The following is a 16247-nucleotide window of genomic DNA, read 5'->3' on the forward strand; positions in this document are numbered from 1 at the left end:
GCTCCGGTCAGCCGGTGATGACCAGCTTCACCGGTTCGCTGTGCTTGGTGCCGACGCGGGCGAAGACCTGGTACGTCCCGGCGGGCGGGGTCGGCCCGGCGGCCACCCCGCCGGCGCACCGGCTGGCGTCCTTGCCGTTCCAGGTCAGCTGGTAGGAACGCTCGAAGCCCGGGGTGAACGACTGCACGTCCGAGCCCTTGCCGGTGCCGCAGGTGTCCGACGACCAGACCTTCTCCGCACCGGACTTGACGTACAGCTCCTGGAGGTCGGCGCCGACGTCCCGGCTGCAGGTCCGCTGCGACGTGTTCCTGACCTTCAACGTCAGGTCGACCAGGGCGCCCCGCCGCACCTCGGACGGGAGCGCCAGCGGTGTCACGCTGAGCTCGGCATCCGTGCAGGTGCCGTCGTCGACCACGGCCGGGCCGCCGGTTGCGGCCGGGGGCTCGGTGGACGTACCCGGGTCGGCGGCCGGACCGCCCCCGGAGCTCGGCGCCTCCGGCGTGGCCGGCGGTGCGGCGGACCCGGAGGCGGGTGCCGGAGTCGGTGACGGATCGACGGCCGGCGACGTCGGGGTGGTGTTCGCCCCCGGTGTCGTGGCGGTGTCCCCCGACTGGTTGCAGGAATAGAGCAGGACAATCAGGAAGAGAAGCCCCGCTCCGAGTACGACGGCGCGACGCCGCCAGTACACGGCGGATGGCAGGGGACCGACCGTCAGACGCATGATGCCCCCACCGTAGCGGCGCACCGCACGGGGACCCGTCGCGACGCGCCGGACGCCGCCCGGATCACCGCCTCCACACTCCACTCACGACAGCCGACGGCGGCCGGTCACAGGTAGACCTTGCGCTGGTAGACGGCGTGCGCACCGGCGACCCGGTCGAGGAAGAGCAGCCCCGTGCAGTGGTCGATCTCGTGTTGCAGCGCGCGTGCCTCGAAGCCGTCGGTGACCAGCCGCACCGGCTCGCCGGTGCCGGGCAGCTCGCCCTCCACCACGAGCCGGCTGGCCCGCTTCACGTCCCCGGTCAGGTCCGGCACCGACATGCAGCCCTCCCGCCCCGGCTTCCACCGGGTCGCCTCCACCACCCGTGCGTTGCAGAGCGCGAAGGCACCGTGCACGGTGAGCGCCTTCGGGTGACCGGTGACGTCCACGGCGAAGACCTGCGCGCCCACGCCGACCTGCGGCGCGGCCAGCCCGACGCAGCCCGGCGAGACCCGCATGGTGGCGATCAGGTCGGCCGCCAGCTGGACGGTCTCCGCCGCGGTGGGGTCGACCGCGCCGCCCGGTCGGCTCAGCGCCGGGTGGGGGGCGGCGACCACCGGACGTACCTCGCCGGGCAGGGCCAGCGCCTCCGGAGTCCAGTCGCCGAGGCCGCCGTACTCCTCCTCGCTCACAGCAGGTCCGGGTCGGCCGGCCGCAGGGAGACCTCGACGCCCAACTCGGCGGCGGTGGCCGCGAGGCGCTCGGCCAGCTCGTCGGCGGTGCCCGGCGGCAGGTCCACCTCGGCGACCACCACGTAGAGCGAACCGGCGAGCCGGGTGCTGAGGTCGGTCACGTTGCCGCCGGCGTCGGCGAGCACCCGGGTCATCGCCGCCACGATGCCCATCCGGTCCGCGCCGTGCACCGCCATCACGTACGGCCCGCCGGCCCGCGTCGCCGCCCCGTCCGGGGTGACCGCGCGTACGGTCGCCAGCAGGTGGCCGTCGGCGGCGAGCGGCGCCAGGGCGGCCTCGACCTCGGCGGCGGCCGGGCCGACGCAGATCAGCGTCATCGCGAAGTGACCGCGCAGCCGGGTCATGGTGGAGTCGGTGAGGTTCGCGCCGAGCCGGGCGAGCACCTCGGCGACATCGGCCACGATGCCGGGCCGGTCCCGGCCGATGACGGTGATCGCGAGCTCGTTCATCCGGGCATTCTGCACGATCCGCGCCGGCCCGCCACGTCGCCCCGCCCGGCCCGCCCATCCTCCGGGACCACCCCGCGTGACATCATCGGCGGCGCGATGACCGAACCCACTTTCGCCACCCTGATCAGCCGGTGGTACGAGGAGAACGCCCGCGACCTGCCCTGGCGCGAGCCCGGGGTCGGCGCCTGGGCGATCCTGGTCAGCGAGGTGATGCTCCAGCAGACCCCGGTGGTCCGGGTGCTGCCCGCCTGGCAGGCCTGGCTGGCCCGCTGGCCGGACCCGGCCGCGCTGGCCGCCGACACGCCGGCCGAGGCGATCCGGATGTGGGGGCGGCTCGGCTACCCCCGCCGGGCGGTCCGGCTGCGGGACTGCGCGGTGGCGATCGTGGAACGGCACGGCGGCGAGGTGCCGGACAAACTGGACCAGCTGCTGGCGCTGCCCGGCGTCGGCACGTACACCGCGCGGGCGGTGGCGGCCTTCGCGTACGGACAGCGGCACCCGGTGGTCGACACCAACGTCCGGCGGGTGGTGTCGCGGGCGGTGGCCGGCGAGCCGGACGCCGGACCGGCCACCCGACCGGCCGACCTGGTCGCCTGCGAGGAGCTGCTGCCGGTCGAACCCGCCGCCGCCGCGCTGGCCAGTGCGGCGTTCATGGAGCTGGGCGCGATGGTCTGCACGGCCCGGTCCCCGCGGTGCGCGGTCTGCCCGGTCGAGTCGGTCTGCGCGTGGCGGGCCTCCGGTCAGGAGGCGCCCGCCGGCCCGACCCGGCGCCCCCAGCGGTACGCCGGCACCGACCGGCAGGTACGCGGACTGCTGCTCGGGGTGCTCCGGGAGGCCACCGGTCCGGTCCCGCACCAGCGGCTCGACCAGGTGTGGCAGGACGACGTGCAGCGGGCCCGGGCGCTGGCCGGGCTGGTCACCGACGGCCTGGTGGAGCCGGTCAGCGAGGCCTCCTTCCGCCTGGCCGGCGACGGCCCCACCACCCAACCCGTCGGCTGACACGTCGGGGCGCACGAAAAGGGCGACGGCCCGGTGGCTTTCGCCACCGGGCCGTCGCCCTCGTACTGTCGTCCTTACTCGTCCGCCCCCGCGGTGGCGGCGCCACCCAGGTCGGCCGGGACGGCGTCCGGCACCTCGGCCGGGCGGTCCGAGCCGCGGAAGACCAGCTTGGACTTGTCGATGTCCTCCGGGTCGCCCTCGCAGTCCACCACCACGATCTGACCCGAGGTCAGCTCGTTGAAGAGGATCCGCTCGGAGAGGTTGTCCTCGATGTCGCGCTGGATCGTGCGACGCAGCGGACGGGCGCCCAGCACCGGGTCGAAGCCCTTCTTCGCCAGGTACTTCTTGGCGTTGTCGGTCAGCTCCAGGCCCATGTCCTTGTTGCGCAGCTGGGTCTCGATCCGCTGGATCATGATGTCCACGATCGAGAGGATCTCGTTCTGGCGCAGCTGGTGGAAGACGATGGTGTCGTCGATCCGGTTCAGGAACTCGGGCCGGAAGTGCTGCTTGAGCTCGTCGTTGACCTTCTGCTTCATCCGGTCGTAGGTCGACTCGGAGTCCTCAGAGGCCTGGAAGCCCAGCGACACCGCCTTGGCGACGTCCCGCGTACCGAGGTTGGTGGTCAGGATGATGACCGTGTTCTTGAAGTCCACGATCCGACCCTGACCGTCGGTGAGCCGGCCGTCCTCCAGGATCTGGAGCAGCGTGTTGAAGACGTCCGGGTGGGCCTTCTCGATCTCGTCGAAGAGGACCACCGAGAACGGCCGACGCCGCACCTTCTCGGTCAGCTGACCACCCTCGTCGTACCCGACGTAGCCGGGAGGGGCACCCACCAGCCGGGAGACCGTGTAGCGGTCGTGGAACTCGGACATGTCCAGCTGGATGAGGGCGTCCTCGCTGCCGAACAGGAACTCGGCCAGCGCCTTGGAGAGCTCGGTCTTACCCACGCCGGACGGGCCGGCGAAGATGAACGAACCGGACGGACGCTTCGGGTCCTTCAGGCCGGCCCGGGTACGCCGGATCGCCTTCGAGACCGCCTTGACCGCGTCCTCCTGGCCGATGACGCGCTTGTGCAGCTCGTCCTCCATGCGCAGCAGGCGCGAGGTCTCCTCCTCGGTCAGCTTGTAGACCGGGATGCCGGTCCAGTTGCCGAGCACCTCGGCGATCTGCTCGTCGTCCACCTCGCTGACGACGTCCAGGTCACCGGCCTTCCACTCCTTCTCCCGCTGCGCCTTCTGACCGAGGAGCTGCTTCTCCTTGTCACGCAGCTGGGCGGCGCGCTCGAAGTCCTGCGCGTCGATCGCGGACTCCTTGTCGCGACGCACCTGGGCGATGCGCTCGTCGAAGTCGCGCAGGTCTGGCGGCGCGGTCATCCGACGGATCCGCATCCGGGCACCGGCCTCGTCGATCAGGTCGATCGCCTTGTCCGGGAGGAAGCGGTCCGAGATGTACCTGTCGGCCAGAGTTGCGGCAGCCACGAGAGCCGCGTCCGTGATGGAGACCCGGTGGTGCGCCTCGTACCGGTCGCGCAGGCCCTTGAGGATCTCGATGGTGTGGGCCAGCGACGGCTCACCCACCTGGATCGGCTGGAATCGACGCTCCAGCGCGGCGTCCTTCTCCAGGTGCTTGCGGTATTCGTCGAGAGTGGTGGCGCCGATGGTCTGCAGCTCGCCACGGGCCAGCATCGGCTTGAGGATGCTCGCCGCGTCGATCGCGCCCTCGGCGGCGCCCGCACCCACCAGGGTGTGGATCTCGTCGATGAACAGGATGATGTCGCCGCGGGTGCGGATCTCCTTGAGCACCTTCTTGAGGCGCTCCTCGAAGTCACCGCGGTAGCGGGAACCCGCGACCAGGGCGCCGAGGTCCAGCGTGTAGAGCTGCTTGTCCTTCAGCGTCTCGGGCACCTCGCCCTTGATGATCTTCTGGGCCAGCCCTTCCACCACGGCGGTCTTGCCGACGCCGGGCTCACCGATCAGGACCGGGTTGTTCTTGGTACGGCGGGAGAGCACCTGCATGACCCGCTCGATTTCCTTCTCGCGCCCGATCACCGGGTCGAGCTTGCCCTCGCGGGCGGCCTGGGTCAGGTTGCGGCCGAACTGGTCCAGCACGAGGCTGGTCGACGGCGCGGCCTCACCCGGCGCGGCGCCCGCCGCGGCCGGCTCCTTGCCCTGGTAGCCGGAGAGCAGCTGGATCACCTGCTGGCGGACCCGGTTGAGGTCCGCGCCGAGCTTGACCAGCACCTGGGCGGCGACGCCCTCACCCTCGCGGATCAGACCGAGCAGGATGTGCTCCGTGCCGATGTAGTTGTGGCCGAGCTGCAGCGCCTCGCGCAGCGACAGCTCCAGCACCTTCTTGGCCCGCGGCGTGAACGGGATGTGCCCGCTCGGCGCCTGCTGGCCCTGGCCGATGATCTCCTCGACCTGCTGACGGACGCCCTCGAGGGAGATGCCGAGGCTCTCCAGGGCCTTTGCCGCGACACCCTCACCCTCGTGGATCAGGCCCAGCAGGATGTGCTCCGTACCGATGTAGTTGTGGTTGAGCATCCGGGCCTCTTCTTGGGCCAGGACGACAACCCGTCGCGCTCGGTCGGTGAACCGCTCGAACATGCCCTCGTGCTCCTCACGTGCCGTGCGCCTTGATGTCCTAGATCTTGGCGGGGCCGGTGCGCGGACGTCCGGGACGGGCGTCCGTGCCTCCTTACTCTATCGCCGCCGACCGACTCCGCTGAGGTCGTGTGTCCCCGCGATGAGCCGTTCTGACGTCGTTCTGACCAACCATCCGCGCTCAGGAGGTGTTCCGGGACCCTGGCCTGTACGCGCAGAGCGAAATTCGCTCCGGGTGCGGAAGCTCCCCGGCGGACCGGTGGCTCGTCCACAGGTTGTGGACGGATTCTCCACCGCCTGTGGACAACGCCGTCCACGGCGGGAAATTCCCGCCAGCCGGACGCACCTGCACGGGCCCCGCCAGCCTCTCCGGCATCGCCGACCCCGCCGGACACCCTCACCCCAGCGGGCACTGCCGTCACACCGCGACCGCGGCGGAAAACGGCGACGCCGGCCCGGAGTCGTGCTCCGGCCCGGCGTCGTGTCGCCCCTGGCGCTCGGTCAGTGACCGGCCTTGGAGTGGTACTCGTCGACGATCTCCTGCGGGATGCGCCCCCGGTCGGAGATCTCCTTGCCCGACTTCTTGGCCCAGGCCCGGATCGCCTTGTTCTGCTCGCGGTCCGCCGTGGCGCCGCCCCGACCCCGCGCGGCCCGGCCGCCCACGACCACGCCACCACGACCGACCCGGGTGCCCGACGTCATGTACGGCCCGAATGCCTCACGCAATTTGTCGGCGTTGGAGTTCGACAGGTCGATCTCGTACTGAACGCCGTCGAGGGCGAACTTGACGGTCTCGTCCGCGTCCCCGCCGTCCAGGTCATCGACCAGCTTGTGAATGATCTGCTTGGCCACGTCCCACATTCCTTTCGAGCAGGGTGCTCCTGCAATAGGAGCACAATAACCCCCGCCATGCTCGACGCGTCAATAGGATGCCGTAACGACCCGGAGAAGCTTCCGGAGTCACTCCGGGCGGACCAACGGGAAGAGGATCGTCTCCCGAATTCCGAGGCCGGTCAGCGCCATCAGAAGTCGATCGATTCCCATTCCCATACCGCCGGCCGGTGGCATTCCGTACTCCATCGCGCGCAGAAAGTCCTCGTCCAGCCGCATGGCCTCGTCGTCGCCGCGGGCGGCCAACTGCGCCTGCGCGACCAGCCGTTCCCGCTGCACCACCGGGTCCACCAGCTCCGAGTACGCCGTGCCCAGCTCGAAGCCGAGCACGTAGAGGTCCCACTTTTCGGCCAGCCCCGGCTCGCTGCGGTGCGCCCGGGTCAGCGGGCTGGTCTCCTCCGGGTAGTCGCGCACGAAGGTGGGTGCCTCCAGGCCCGGCACGACCAGTTCCTCGAACAGCTCCTCGGCCAGCTTGCCCGGGCCCCACTTCGGATCCACGGCGAGCCCGACCTTGTCGGCGTACTCCACCAGACGGGACCGCTCGGTGCGGACCGTGACCTCCTCGCCGAGCGCCTCCGAAAGCACCCCGAACAGCGTCACCGACCGCCACTCGCCGCCCAGGTCGAACTCGCGGCCGTCCGCGTGGGTCACCACGGTCGAGCCGCTGACCGCGATCGCCGCCTGCTGCACCAGATTGCGGGTCAGCTCGGCCATCGTGTCGTAGTCGCCGTACGCCTCGTAGGCCTCCAGCATCGCGAACTCCGGCGAGTGCGAGGAGTCGACGCCCTCATTGCGGAAGTTGCGGTTGATCTCGAAGACCCGGTCGACGCCGCCGACCACGGCCCGCTTGAGAAACAGTTCCGGCGCGATTCGCAGATACAAGTCGGTGCTCAACGCATTGCTGTGGGTCACGAATGGCCGGGCCGCCGCCCCGCCGTGCAGCAACTGGAGCATCGGGGTCTCGACCTCGATGAATCCCCGGCCGTGCAGCGAATCACGCAGGCTCCGCACCGCCGCCGCCCGGGTACGCACCATCTGCCGGGCCTGCGGACGGACGACCAGGTCCACGTAGCGCTGGCGGACCCGTGCCTCCTCGCTCAGCGGCTTGTGCGCCACCGGCAGCGGGCGCAGCGCCTTGGCGGTGACCGCCCACTCGTCGGCCAGCACCGACAGCTCACCCCGGCGGCTGGTGATCACCTCACCGGTCACCCCGACGTGGTCACCGAGGTCGACCAACCGCTTCCAGTCCTCCAGCCGCTCGGCGCCGACCCGGTCCAGGGAGAGCATCGCCTGCAGTTCGGTGCCGTCGCCGTCACGCAGCGTCGCGAAGCAGAGCTTGCCGGTGTTCCGCACGAAGATCACCCGGCCGGTGACCGAGACCCGGTCGCCGGTCGCGGTGTCGGTGGGCAACTCGGCGTACTTCGCGCGGATCTCGGCCAGCGTGCTGGTCCTGGGGAAACCGACCGGGTACGGCTCGACGCCCTCGGCGAGCATCCGGTCCCGCTTCTCCCGGCGGACCTTCATCTGCTCGGGAAGGTCGTCGGCGGGGTCCACTGGCACGGCGTTCTGCTCGGTCACGGCACTCTTCCTCAGGAGGGAGATATCGGCGGGGTCAGCCCCCGAGCGTACTCAAGGGCCCAGGTCGTCGTTACGGGATAACCTGCCGCCCATGACCGACCCCACTCACGCCCTGTCGTTCGGCGCCGCGGCCGCGGAGTATGACCGGTTCCGCCCCCGCTATCCGGACGAGGCCCTGCGCTGGGCGCTCGACGGGCTGGCCACGCCCGCCCGGGTGGTGGACCTCGGCGCGGGCACCGGCATCCTCACCCGTGGCGTGCTCGCGCTCGGCCACGAGGTCGTACCCGTCGAGCCGGATCCCGGGATGCGGGCGCAGCTGGCGGTCGCGACCCCGGGCACCACGCCGCTGGCCGGCAGCGCCGAGGCGGTGCCGCTGCCGGACGGGTCGGCGGACGCGATGCTGGTGGGGCAGGCCTACCACTGGTTCGACAAGGAGCCGGCGCACGCCGAGATCGCCCGGGTCCTCCGCCCGGGCGGCGTGTTCGCCCCGATCTGGAACACCCGCGACGAGCGGGTGGCCTGGGTGGCCGAGCTGAGCCGGGTCGCCCACCTCGGCGACACCTCCGGCGACGTGATCGAGAAGTACGGCGACTTCGGCCCCGCCTTCGAGTCGGTCGAGTTGGGCGAGTTCGCCCACACCACCACACTCACCCCTGACGAGATGGTGGGCATGCTGCACACCCGCTCGTACTGGCTCACCGCCCCGCCCAACGAGCGGGAAAAGATCGACCGCGAACTCCGGGACCTCTTCGCGAGTCACCCCGACCTGGTCGGAAGAGAGACGGTGAAGCTGCCCTACCGGACCTTCGTCTTCAGATCCCGACGGCGCTGAACCACCGAAGGGTTTCCGGCCCACGATCAGGTGTTGCGCTCGTAGACCATCCGCAGACCGATGAGAGTGATCATCGGCTCGTGGTGGGTGATGGTGCGGCACTCGCCGATGACCACCGAGGCCAGCCCGCCGGTGGCGATCACCGCCTTCACCTCGCCCAACTCCTCGGCCATCCGCTCGACGATCCGGTCGACCTGCCCGGCGAAACCGAAGTAGAGGCCGGACTGGAGGCACTCGACGGTGTTCTTGCCGATCACCGAGCGCGGCTTGGTCGCCTCCACCTTGCGCAGCTGAGCGGCCCGGGCGGCCAGGGCGTCGAAGGAGATCTCGATGCCCGGGGCGAAGGCGCCGCCGAGGAACTCACCCCGGCCGCTGATCACGTCGAAGTTCGTGGTGGTCCCGAAGTCGACCACGATCGACGGACCGCCGTAGAGGGTGTACGCGGCGAGGGTGTTGACCACCCGGTCCGAGCCGACCTCCTTGGGATTGTCGATCGCGAGCTGGACGCCGGTGCGCACCCCCGGCTCGACGATCACGCTGGGCAGGTCGGCGTAGTAGCGGGCCAGCATGGTCCGCAGCGAGCGCAGCGCCGCCGGGACCGTGGAGCAGGCGGCCACCCCGGTGATCTCCACCGCGTCACCGGCGAGCAGCCCCCGGAACATCAGACCCAGCTCGTCCGCCGTGGACCGGGCGTCGGTCTTGATCCGCCAGGAGTGCACCAGCTTGTCGCCGTCGAAGGTCGCCAGCACGGTGTTGGTGTTTCCGATGTCGATGCAGAGCAGCACACGCGAAGCCTAGACAACCCGGCGGCGGGTCACTCCGTCCGCAGGTCCAACGCGATGTCCAGGATCGGCGAGGAGTGAGTCAGCGCGCCCACCGACAGGAAGTCCACGCCGGTGGCCGCGTACTCGGCCGCCACCTCCAGGGTGAGCCCGCCGGTCGCCTCCAGCTCCGCCCGGTCACCCACCCGGGCGACCACCTCGCGCAGCGTCTCCGGGGTCATGTTGTCCAGCAGCAGGAAGGCCGCGCCGGCCTCGACCGCCTCCACCGCCTCGGCGACGGTGTCGACCTCCACCTGCACCGGCACGTCGGGGAACGCCTCCCGGACCCGCCGGTAGGCGGGCGCGATGCCGCCCGCGGCGAACTTGTGGTTGTCCTTGATCATGGCGACGTCGTGCAGGCCCATCCGCTTGTTGGTGCCGCCGCCGGCGCGGACCGCGTACTTCTCCAGGGCGCGCAGGCCCGGGGTGGTCTTGCGGGTGTCCAGCACCATCGCCTTCGTACCGGCCAGGGCGTCGGCCCAGGCCCGGGTGTGGGTGGCCACTCCGGACATCCGGCTGAGCAGGTTGAGCGCCGTCCGCTCGGCGGTGAGCAGCAGCCGGGTCGGGCCGGTCACCGTGGCCAGCACGTCGGCGCGCGCCACCCGCTGCCCGTCGTGCGCCACCAGCGACACCTCGACGGTACGGTCCGACCCGGTCACCTCGCCGACCAGCTCGAAGGCGGCCGCGGCCACGGCCAGCCCGGCCACCACGCCGTCGGCGCGGGCGACCACGTCGGCGGTGTCGGTCTGCGCGTCGGGGATGGTGGCCACGCTGGTCACGTCGAGGAAGTCCGGGCCCAGGTCCTCGGCGAGCGCCCCCACGACGATCCCCCGCACCTGCGCCGGGTCCAGGCCACCGGCCCGCAACGCCCGCTCCGTCGACTCCCTCACCGCGACTCCTCAGTTCCCGACTGCGGGGCTCGCAACACCGGCTCACTCCTCGCGCTCACGCCGACTCCTCAGTTCCCGACTGCGGGGCTCGCAACACCGGCTCACTCCTCGCGCTCACGCCGACTCCTCCCACCGAGACGTCAACCGACCCTGCGCACCGACCGCGCCGACCAGGTGGCCCCGCCACCGCTCGTCGGCCGTCGGGAAGTCCTCCCGCCAGTGGCAGCCCCGGGTCTCCTGGCGGGCGTACGCGGCGGCGACCAGGGTCGACGCCACGGTGATCAGGTTCGTCGCCTCCCAGTCGGCGGTTCGCGGCGTGCCCCGGCCCAGGCCCAGCTCGCCCAGGATCGCGGCGGTCCCGGTCAGCGTCCCGGCCGACCGCAGCACCCCGGCGCCCCGGGTCATCGCCCGTTGCAGGGCCGCCGTGCCCTCGGCCGGCACCACCCAGCCCTCCCCGCCCACCCAGGCGCCGGTCTCCGCCGGCTTCGCCTGCTCGGGCAGCCCGGCGGCGATGTCCTCGGCGATCCGGCGGGAGAAGACCAGCCCTTCCAGCAGCGAGTTGCTGGCCAGCCGGTTGGCGCCGTGCACACCCGTGCAGGCGACCTCGCCGCAGGCGTACAGGCCCGGGATCGAGGTGCGGCCGCGCAGGTCGGTGCGGACGCCGCCGGAGGCGTAGTGGGCGGCCGGGGCGACCGGAATCAGGTCGGTGGCCGGGTCCACCCCGATGGCCAGGCAGGAGGCGACGATGGTGGGGAACCGCCCGGCGAGGAAGTCCCCGCCCAGGTGCCGGGCGTCCAGCCAGACGTGGTCCGCGCCGGTGGCCAGCAGCACCCGGTGGATGCCCTTGGCCACCACGTCCCGAGGGGCCAGCTCGGCCAACTCGTGCTGGCCGACCATGAACCGCCTGCCGTCGCCGTCGACCAGGTGGGCGCCCTCGCCGCGTAGCGCCTCGGAGACCAGCGGCTGCTGGGCCAGTCCGGTGCCGGCCACCCGGGCCGCGTCCGGCACGATCAGCGCGGTCGGGTGGAACTGGACGAACTCCACGTCGGTGACCGCCGCGCCGGCCCGCATGGCCAGGGCCACCCCGTCACCGGTGGAGACGGCCGGATTGGTGGTGGCCGAGAAGACCTGCCCCATGCCGCCGGTGGCCAGCACCACCGCCCGGGCCAGCAGCGCGCCGACGCCGTCCTCGCTGCCCTCGCCGAGCACGTGCAGGGTGATGCCGCAGGCCGGGCCGAGCGAGTCCGGGCCGTCGCCGGGGGCGCGGAGCAGATCCAGCACCAGGGCGTGCTCGACCAGCCGGATCCACGGGTCGCGGCGGACCGCCGCGTGCAGCGCCCGCTGCACCTCGGCGCCGGTGGCGTCGCCGCCGGCGTGCACGATCCGGTCCGCCCGGTGCCCGCCCTCCCGGGTGAGCATCAGCGACCCGTCCGGGTTGCGGTCGAACTCCGCGCCGATGCGCATCAGCTCGCGGAGCCGGGTCGGCCCCTCCTCCACCAGCACCCGCACGGCCGCCGGGTCGCAGAGACCGACACCGGCGACCTCCGTGTCGTGGGCGTGCGCGCCCGGCGTGTCCGTCGGGTCGAGCACCGCGGCGATGCCGCCCTGCGCCCACCGGGTGGAGCCCTCGTCGATGTTGACCTTGGTGACCACGGTGACGTGCAGGCCCGCCTCGCGCAGGTGCAGCGCGGCGGTGAGCCCGGCGACCCCGGAACCGACCACGATCACGTCGGTGGTCTCCACCCAGCCGGGCGCGGGAGCGGCCAGCAGTCTCGGCAGGGCCGGCAGGTCGACGGTCGGAAGGTCCATGAGCACAGTCAACCCGAACACCCCTCATCCCGGGCGGCGGGGGCACGACGAGTGGTTTCGGCTACGGTGCCCCGCTAATTCGTCCGGACGGGCAGCCCGGCCGGGCCGACGCCCTTCAGCGAGGCAGTCACCGTCCGGTCGCTGAGCCAGAGGTGGCAGCGGACGCCCCGGTCACCCGCCCGCCAGCGGCCGGCGCCGGGCGGGCGGACCACCACACCGCTGCGGAAGCGCAGGTCGGCGTCGTCGGGCACGCCGACGTACCGGGCGAGGACGCCGCGGCAGCCGGCGTAGAGCGGCAGCCAGTCGGCGTCCCGGGTCGGGTACGGGCGGTCGGGCGCCCTCCATACGCCGACGAACTCGGCGTCGTGGGCGGTGCCACACTCCGCCGGGAGCAGCACCTGCACGCCCCGCCCCGGGCCCGTGCGGGTGCGCTGGCAGCCCAGGCGCAGCGGCGACGGTCCCTTCAGGGCGTCGCGCAGGCTGCCGGTGCGGGTCACCACGGCGGCCGCCGCCTCGACCGTGGTCAGCTCGCTCAGGTCGCAGCGGTACCAGCGGGAGCCGGCCGCCCAGCCGGGGCCGGTGGGCAGCGCCACGGCCAGTCGCAGCCGCCCGGCGCGCCAGTCGTCGCCGACGTACCCGGTGGCCCGGGCGTCGCACTCGGCGAAGGCGCCGCGCACCTCGGGCGAGCCGGTGGCCGGCGGGTCGGCCCGGCCGGCCGGAAAGGCGCCCACGTGCACCGTCTCCACCCGGTGCGCCACCGCGCAGTCCACCGGCGCGTACGCGTCCAGCGCCACGGTGTCGGTGAAGTCGCCGACCTGGCAGACGCCGGCCTCGGGGGTGAACGGCCCCGGAGCCGCCAGGGCGGCCCAGTCGTCGGTGAGGTCCCCGTCGAGCCCGTCCGCGGTGGCGCACCCGGCCAGCAGGGCCCCCGCGACCAACGCGGCGACCAGGCTCGTCATCGCACGGCGCATCGCGGCCTCCCCCAGCCGACGACCGTCGATCCGACGGCTCGCCCAGGGTAACCAACAATGACCTTCCGGTGACAGACCGGAAGTCCGCTCAGCCCACCACGGCCAGCGGGCTGGGGGTGGGGTCGCCGGCGGTGCCGGGGGCCACTGCGGCCGGGTCGACGCCGAGGTCGACGACCTTGTTGTCGGCGTCGACGTGCACCACCCGGGGCCGGTAGGAGCGCGCCTCGGCGTCGTCCAGCTGACCGTACGAGATGAGGATGACCAGGTCGCCGGGGTGCACCAGGTGCGCCGCCGCACCGTTGATGCCGATCACGCCGCTGCCCCGCTCACCGGGGATGACGTACGTCTCCAGCCGGGCCCCGTTGGTCACGTCCACGATCGCCACCTGCTCGCCGGGGAGCAGGTCGGCGGCGTCGAGCAGATCCTGGTCCACGGTCACCGAGCCGACGTAGTGCAGGTCGGCCTGGGTCACCGTGGCCCGGTGGATCTTCGACTTGAGCATGGTCCGGAACATCGGGGTGCCTTTCAGCAGCGTGTGTGGTGGTGGGTGGTCAGGAACGGGGGGCGAGCCGGACCGCCATGTTGTCGATCAGACGGGTGCCGCCCACCCAGGCCGCGACCAGCAGCCGGGCCGGGCCGGACACCGGGCCCGGCTCCAGGTCGGGGTCGGTGAGCACCAGGTAGTCCAGCCGGGCGGCGGCTCCCACCGCGGCGAACGCCCGGTGCGCGGCGGCCAGCACCTCCCCGGCGTCGTGGCCCTGCTCGGCGGCCGTCGCGCCGGCCCGCAGCGCGGCCGACAGGCTCAGCGCGGTCCGCCGCTCGTCCGGCGAGAGGTAGCGGTTGCGGCTGGACAGGGCCAACCCGTCCGGTTCGCGGACGGTCGGCACGCCGACCACCTCCACCGGGACGTTCAGGTCGCGGGCCATCCGCCGGACCAGGGTGAGCTGCTGGTAGTCCTTCTCGCCGAAGAAGGCGAGATCGGCGCGGGTGAGCTGGAGCAGCTTCATGACCACGGTCAGCACCCCGTGGAAGAAGCCCGGCCGGCTCTGCCCCTCCAGGTCCTCGCCGAGCTGCCCCGGGTTCACCCGGACCGTCGGCTGCCCGTCCGGGTACATGTCCGACGCCGAGGGGGCGAACACCACGTCGGCCCCCGCGCGGCGGCAGATCTCCAGGTCCGCGTCGAGGGTGCGCGGGTAGCGGTCGAAGTCCTCGTTCGGCCCGAACTGCAGCGGATTGACGAAGATCGTCACGAGTACGTGGTCGGCCCGCTCCCGGGCCGCCCGCAGCAGCGTCTCGTGCCCCGAGTGCAGCGCGCCCATGGTCATCACCACGCCGACGGTGCCCTTGAGCCCGTCCCGCGCCTCCGCCAGCTCGGCACGGGTGTGCACCAACTCCGTCACCAGGTCACCTCGGTTCGCGACTGCGGGGCTCGCAAGATCGGCTCACTCCTCGCGCTCACGCCGCCACCTCCCGATGGATTCCGGCCAGCACGTCGAGCAACGACTCCGCGTCCACCGGCCGCAGCCGACCGGCGGCGATCGCCCGGTCGGCGCTCCGTCGTGCCAACGCCAGGTAGGGGGCCACCGATTCCGGGGCGGTCTCCGCCAGCCGGGCCAGGTGCCGCCGTACGGTGCCCGCGTCGCCCCGGGACACCGGGCCGGTCAGCGCGTCGTCGCCGAGCCGCAGGGCGTTCTCCAGGGCCGCCCGCAGCAGCGGGGCCAGCACCTTCTCGGGCTGGGCCACCCCGGCGTCGCGCAGCCGGTCGGCCGCCTCGTTGACCAGGGTCACCAGGTGGTTCGCGCCGTGCGCCAGCGCCGCGTGGTAGAGCGGGCGGTCCGCCTCGCCGATCCACTCCGGCACCCCGCCCAGGTCGGCGACGAGCCGGACGGCGAGCGGGCGCAACTCCGCCGGGGCGGTCACCCCGTACGAGATGCCGGCGAGCCGGCCGAGGTCGTCCGGCGTACCGGTGAAGGTCATCGCCGGGTGCAGCGCCAGCGGGCGCGCGCCGACGGCCGCGGCCGGGGCCAGCACGGCCAGGCCGTGCGCGCCGGAGGTGTGCGCGACCACCTGGCCGGGGCGCAGCGCCCCGGTCTCGGCCAGCCCGGCGACCACGCCGGCCAGCGCGTCGTCCGGGACGGCGATCAGCAGCAGATCGGTGGCGGCGCGGGCGACCGAGGTCGCCGAACGGTTGCGGGCGCCGGGCAGCAGCAGCGCGATCCGGGCCTTCGCGGCCCCGGAGACGCCGGAGGCGGCGACCACCCGGTGGCCGGCGGCGGCGAGCGCCGCGCCCAGCACGGCACCGACCCGGCCGGCGCCGATGACACCGGCGGTGAGGGTGCGCGGGAAGGCGAGCGGGGCGCCGGCAGGGGCGCCACCCGCGGGTACGGCGGCCTCGCGCGGGGCGGCCGGACGCGGGCGCAGCGGTGCGCTCATGGCAACGATCCAGTCCTCGAAAGGGGGTACCGGTCGACCGCAAGTATGCGCTGCGGTCACGGAGCCCGAACAAGGATGTGTGAAAACCTTCACCAGCCGGTGGGCGGCACCTTCAAGAGCGGCGCGGACCGCCCGCCGCGGTTACAGTGCCGCGTGTGACGCAACGGGTCGTGGTGGACGAGATCGGGGTCCGGACGGAGGACGGAGACCACAGCTTCGGCTGGCCCTGGTCGGAGATCCAGCACATCTCGGTCTCCGCACTGGCGCCCGAGGAGCACAGGTTCCTGTACTTCGAGGTCACCCACGAGTCAGGCGAATTCATGGAGATCGGCGAGACGGTCAACGGCTTCCGGGAGGCGGTACGCGACATCGCCGCCCGTGCCGGGCGGTCGGCCCCCGACCTCCCGGCGCTCCGGGCGTCGGACCCCATGGCGGAGATCTGGCCGGCCACCACCCCCGACGCGCGCCACCGGCCCTGATGATCCCCCTGACCCTCGGGTCGGCACCGTGACGCACCGG

General features: G+C 72.7%; 16 protein-coding genes. 3 read left to right on the plus strand and 13 right to left on the minus strand.

The window, feature by feature from the left end; all coding sequences use genetic code 11:
* Nucleotides 1-7: 7 nt before the first annotated feature.
* From AB0I41_RS04305 to AB0I41_RS04315, 3 genes are all read right to left on the minus strand, one after another.
* Nucleotides 8-721 carry a hypothetical protein gene (locus AB0I41_RS04305; RefSeq protein ID WP_357101697.1) on the minus strand — a complete coding sequence of 238 codons (714 nt, stop codon included), beginning with the start codon at nucleotides 719-721 and terminating at the stop codon, nucleotides 8-10.
* Between the two features lie 107 nt (nucleotides 722-828).
* Complete coding sequence (locus tag AB0I41_RS04310) at nucleotides 829-1392, minus strand: peptide deformylase (protein WP_357101699.1); 564 nt, start codon at nucleotides 1390-1392, stop codon at nucleotides 829-831.
* Nucleotides 1389-1901 (minus strand): ACT domain-containing protein, encoded by a 513-nt coding sequence (locus tag AB0I41_RS04315; protein WP_357101701.1) that lies wholly within the window; start codon nucleotides 1899-1901, stop codon nucleotides 1389-1391. The genes AB0I41_RS04310 and AB0I41_RS04315 overlap by 4 nt, the downstream gene beginning before the upstream one ends.
* 96 nt (nucleotides 1902-1997) lie before the next feature.
* Here AB0I41_RS04315 and AB0I41_RS04320 point away from each other — a divergent pair, with 96 nt between their 5' ends.
* Complete coding sequence (locus AB0I41_RS04320) at nucleotides 1998-2900, plus strand: A/G-specific adenine glycosylase (protein WP_357101703.1); 903 nt, start codon at nucleotides 1998-2000, stop codon at nucleotides 2898-2900.
* Nucleotides 2901-2974: 74 nt separating this feature from the next.
* Here AB0I41_RS04320 and AB0I41_RS04325 read toward each other — a convergent pair whose 3' ends face one another.
* The 3 genes from AB0I41_RS04325 to lysS form a co-directional block, all read right to left on the minus strand.
* Complete coding sequence (locus AB0I41_RS04325) at nucleotides 2975-5506, minus strand: ATP-dependent Clp protease ATP-binding subunit (protein ID WP_357101705.1); 2532 nt, start codon at nucleotides 5504-5506, stop codon at nucleotides 2975-2977.
* A 498-nt stretch (nucleotides 5507-6004) separates the two neighbouring features.
* The gene (locus AB0I41_RS04330) at nucleotides 6005-6355 is read right to left on the minus strand and encodes an Lsr2 family protein (RefSeq protein WP_357101707.1); all 351 of its coding nucleotides are present in this window, start codon (nucleotides 6353-6355) and stop codon (nucleotides 6005-6007) included.
* Between the two features lie 108 nt (nucleotides 6356-6463).
* Nucleotides 6464-7972 carry a lysine--tRNA ligase gene (gene lysS, locus AB0I41_RS04335; protein WP_357101709.1) on the minus strand — a complete coding sequence of 503 codons (1509 nt, stop codon included), beginning with the start codon at nucleotides 7970-7972 and terminating at the stop codon, nucleotides 6464-6466.
* Nucleotides 7973-8063: 91 nt separating this feature from the next.
* Here lysS and AB0I41_RS04340 point away from each other — a divergent pair, with 91 nt between their 5' ends.
* The gene (locus AB0I41_RS04340) at nucleotides 8064-8804 is read left to right on the plus strand and encodes a class I SAM-dependent methyltransferase (RefSeq protein WP_357101711.1); all 741 of its coding nucleotides are present in this window, start codon (nucleotides 8064-8066) and stop codon (nucleotides 8802-8804) included.
* A gap of 26 nt (nucleotides 8805-8830) precedes the next feature.
* Here AB0I41_RS04340 and AB0I41_RS04345 read toward each other — a convergent pair whose 3' ends face one another.
* The 7 genes from AB0I41_RS04345 to AB0I41_RS04375 all read right to left on the minus strand — a co-directional run bounded on the left by AB0I41_RS04345 (nucleotide 8831) and on the right by AB0I41_RS04375 (nucleotide 15728).
* Nucleotides 8831-9589 (minus strand): type III pantothenate kinase, encoded by a 759-nt coding sequence (locus AB0I41_RS04345; protein WP_357101713.1) that lies wholly within the window; start codon nucleotides 9587-9589, stop codon nucleotides 8831-8833.
* Nucleotides 9590-9618: 29 nt separating this feature from the next.
* Nucleotides 9619-10515: a carboxylating nicotinate-nucleotide diphosphorylase gene (gene nadC / locus AB0I41_RS04350; protein WP_357101715.1), complete on the minus strand. Its 897-nt coding sequence runs from the start codon at nucleotides 10513-10515 to the stop codon at nucleotides 9619-9621.
* 114 nt (nucleotides 10516-10629) lie between these two features.
* Nucleotides 10630-12324 (minus strand): L-aspartate oxidase, encoded by a 1695-nt coding sequence (locus tag AB0I41_RS04355; RefSeq protein ID WP_357101717.1) that lies wholly within the window; start codon nucleotides 12322-12324, stop codon nucleotides 10630-10632.
* A 74-nt stretch (nucleotides 12325-12398) separates the two neighbouring features.
* Nucleotides 12399-13295: a septum formation family protein gene (locus AB0I41_RS04360; protein ID WP_357101719.1), complete on the minus strand. Its 897-nt coding sequence runs from the start codon at nucleotides 13293-13295 to the stop codon at nucleotides 12399-12401.
* An 88-nt stretch (nucleotides 13296-13383) separates the two neighbouring features.
* Nucleotides 13384-13809, minus strand: a complete 426-nt coding sequence (gene panD / locus AB0I41_RS04365) for an aspartate 1-decarboxylase (RefSeq protein WP_357101721.1) — start codon at nucleotides 13807-13809, stop codon at nucleotides 13384-13386.
* Between the two features lie 37 nt (nucleotides 13810-13846).
* Nucleotides 13847-14695 (minus strand): pantoate--beta-alanine ligase, encoded by an 849-nt coding sequence (gene panC, locus AB0I41_RS04370; protein ID WP_357101723.1) that lies wholly within the window; start codon nucleotides 14693-14695, stop codon nucleotides 13847-13849.
* 55 nt (nucleotides 14696-14750) lie between these two features.
* Nucleotides 14751-15728: a Rossmann-like and DUF2520 domain-containing protein gene (locus AB0I41_RS04375; RefSeq protein WP_357101725.1), complete on the minus strand. Its 978-nt coding sequence runs from the start codon at nucleotides 15726-15728 to the stop codon at nucleotides 14751-14753.
* Nucleotides 15729-15883: 155 nt separating this feature from the next.
* On the opposite strand from AB0I41_RS04375, the gene AB0I41_RS04380 reads away from it, so the two are divergent.
* Nucleotides 15884-16207 carry a hypothetical protein gene (locus tag AB0I41_RS04380; RefSeq protein ID WP_357101727.1) on the plus strand — a complete coding sequence of 108 codons (324 nt, stop codon included), beginning with the start codon at nucleotides 15884-15886 and terminating at the stop codon, nucleotides 16205-16207.
* Nucleotides 16208-16247 lie beyond the last annotated feature (40 nt).

Origin of the sequence: Micromonospora sp. NPDC050200 (assembly GCF_040656135.1) — a bacterium.
Taxonomy (GTDB): domain Bacteria; phylum Actinomycetota; class Actinomycetes; order Mycobacteriales; family Micromonosporaceae; genus Micromonospora.

Coding starts and splice junctions, on each gene's coding strand:
- AB0I41_RS04305 (WP_357101697.1), bottom strand. CDS start 721: ATGCGTCTGACGGTCGGTCCCCTGCCATCCGCCGTGTACTGGCGGCGT.
- AB0I41_RS04315 (WP_357101701.1), bottom strand. CDS start 1,901: ATGAACGAGCTCGCGATCACCGTCATCGGCCGGGACCGGCCCGGCATC.
- AB0I41_RS04320 (WP_357101703.1), top strand. CDS start 1,998: ATGACCGAACCCACTTTCGCCACCCTGATCAGCCGGTGGTACGAGGAG.
- AB0I41_RS04325 (WP_357101705.1), bottom strand. CDS start 5,506: ATGTTCGAGCGGTTCACCGACCGAGCGCGACGGGTTGTCGTCCTGGCC.
- AB0I41_RS04340 (WP_357101711.1), top strand. CDS start 8,064: ATGACCGACCCCACTCACGCCCTGTCGTTCGGCGCCGCGGCCGCGGAG.
- AB0I41_RS04355 (WP_357101717.1), bottom strand. CDS start 12,324: ATGGACCTTCCGACCGTCGACCTGCCGGCCCTGCCGAGACTGCTGGCC.
- AB0I41_RS04360 (WP_357101719.1), bottom strand. CDS start 13,295: ATGCGCCGTGCGATGACGAGCCTGGTCGCCGCGTTGGTCGCGGGGGCC.
- panD (WP_357101721.1), bottom strand. CDS start 13,809: ATGTTCCGGACCATGCTCAAGTCGAAGATCCACCGGGCCACGGTGACC.
- AB0I41_RS04375 (WP_357101725.1), bottom strand. CDS start 15,728: ATGAGCGCACCGCTGCGCCCGCGTCCGGCCGCCCCGCGCGAGGCCGCC.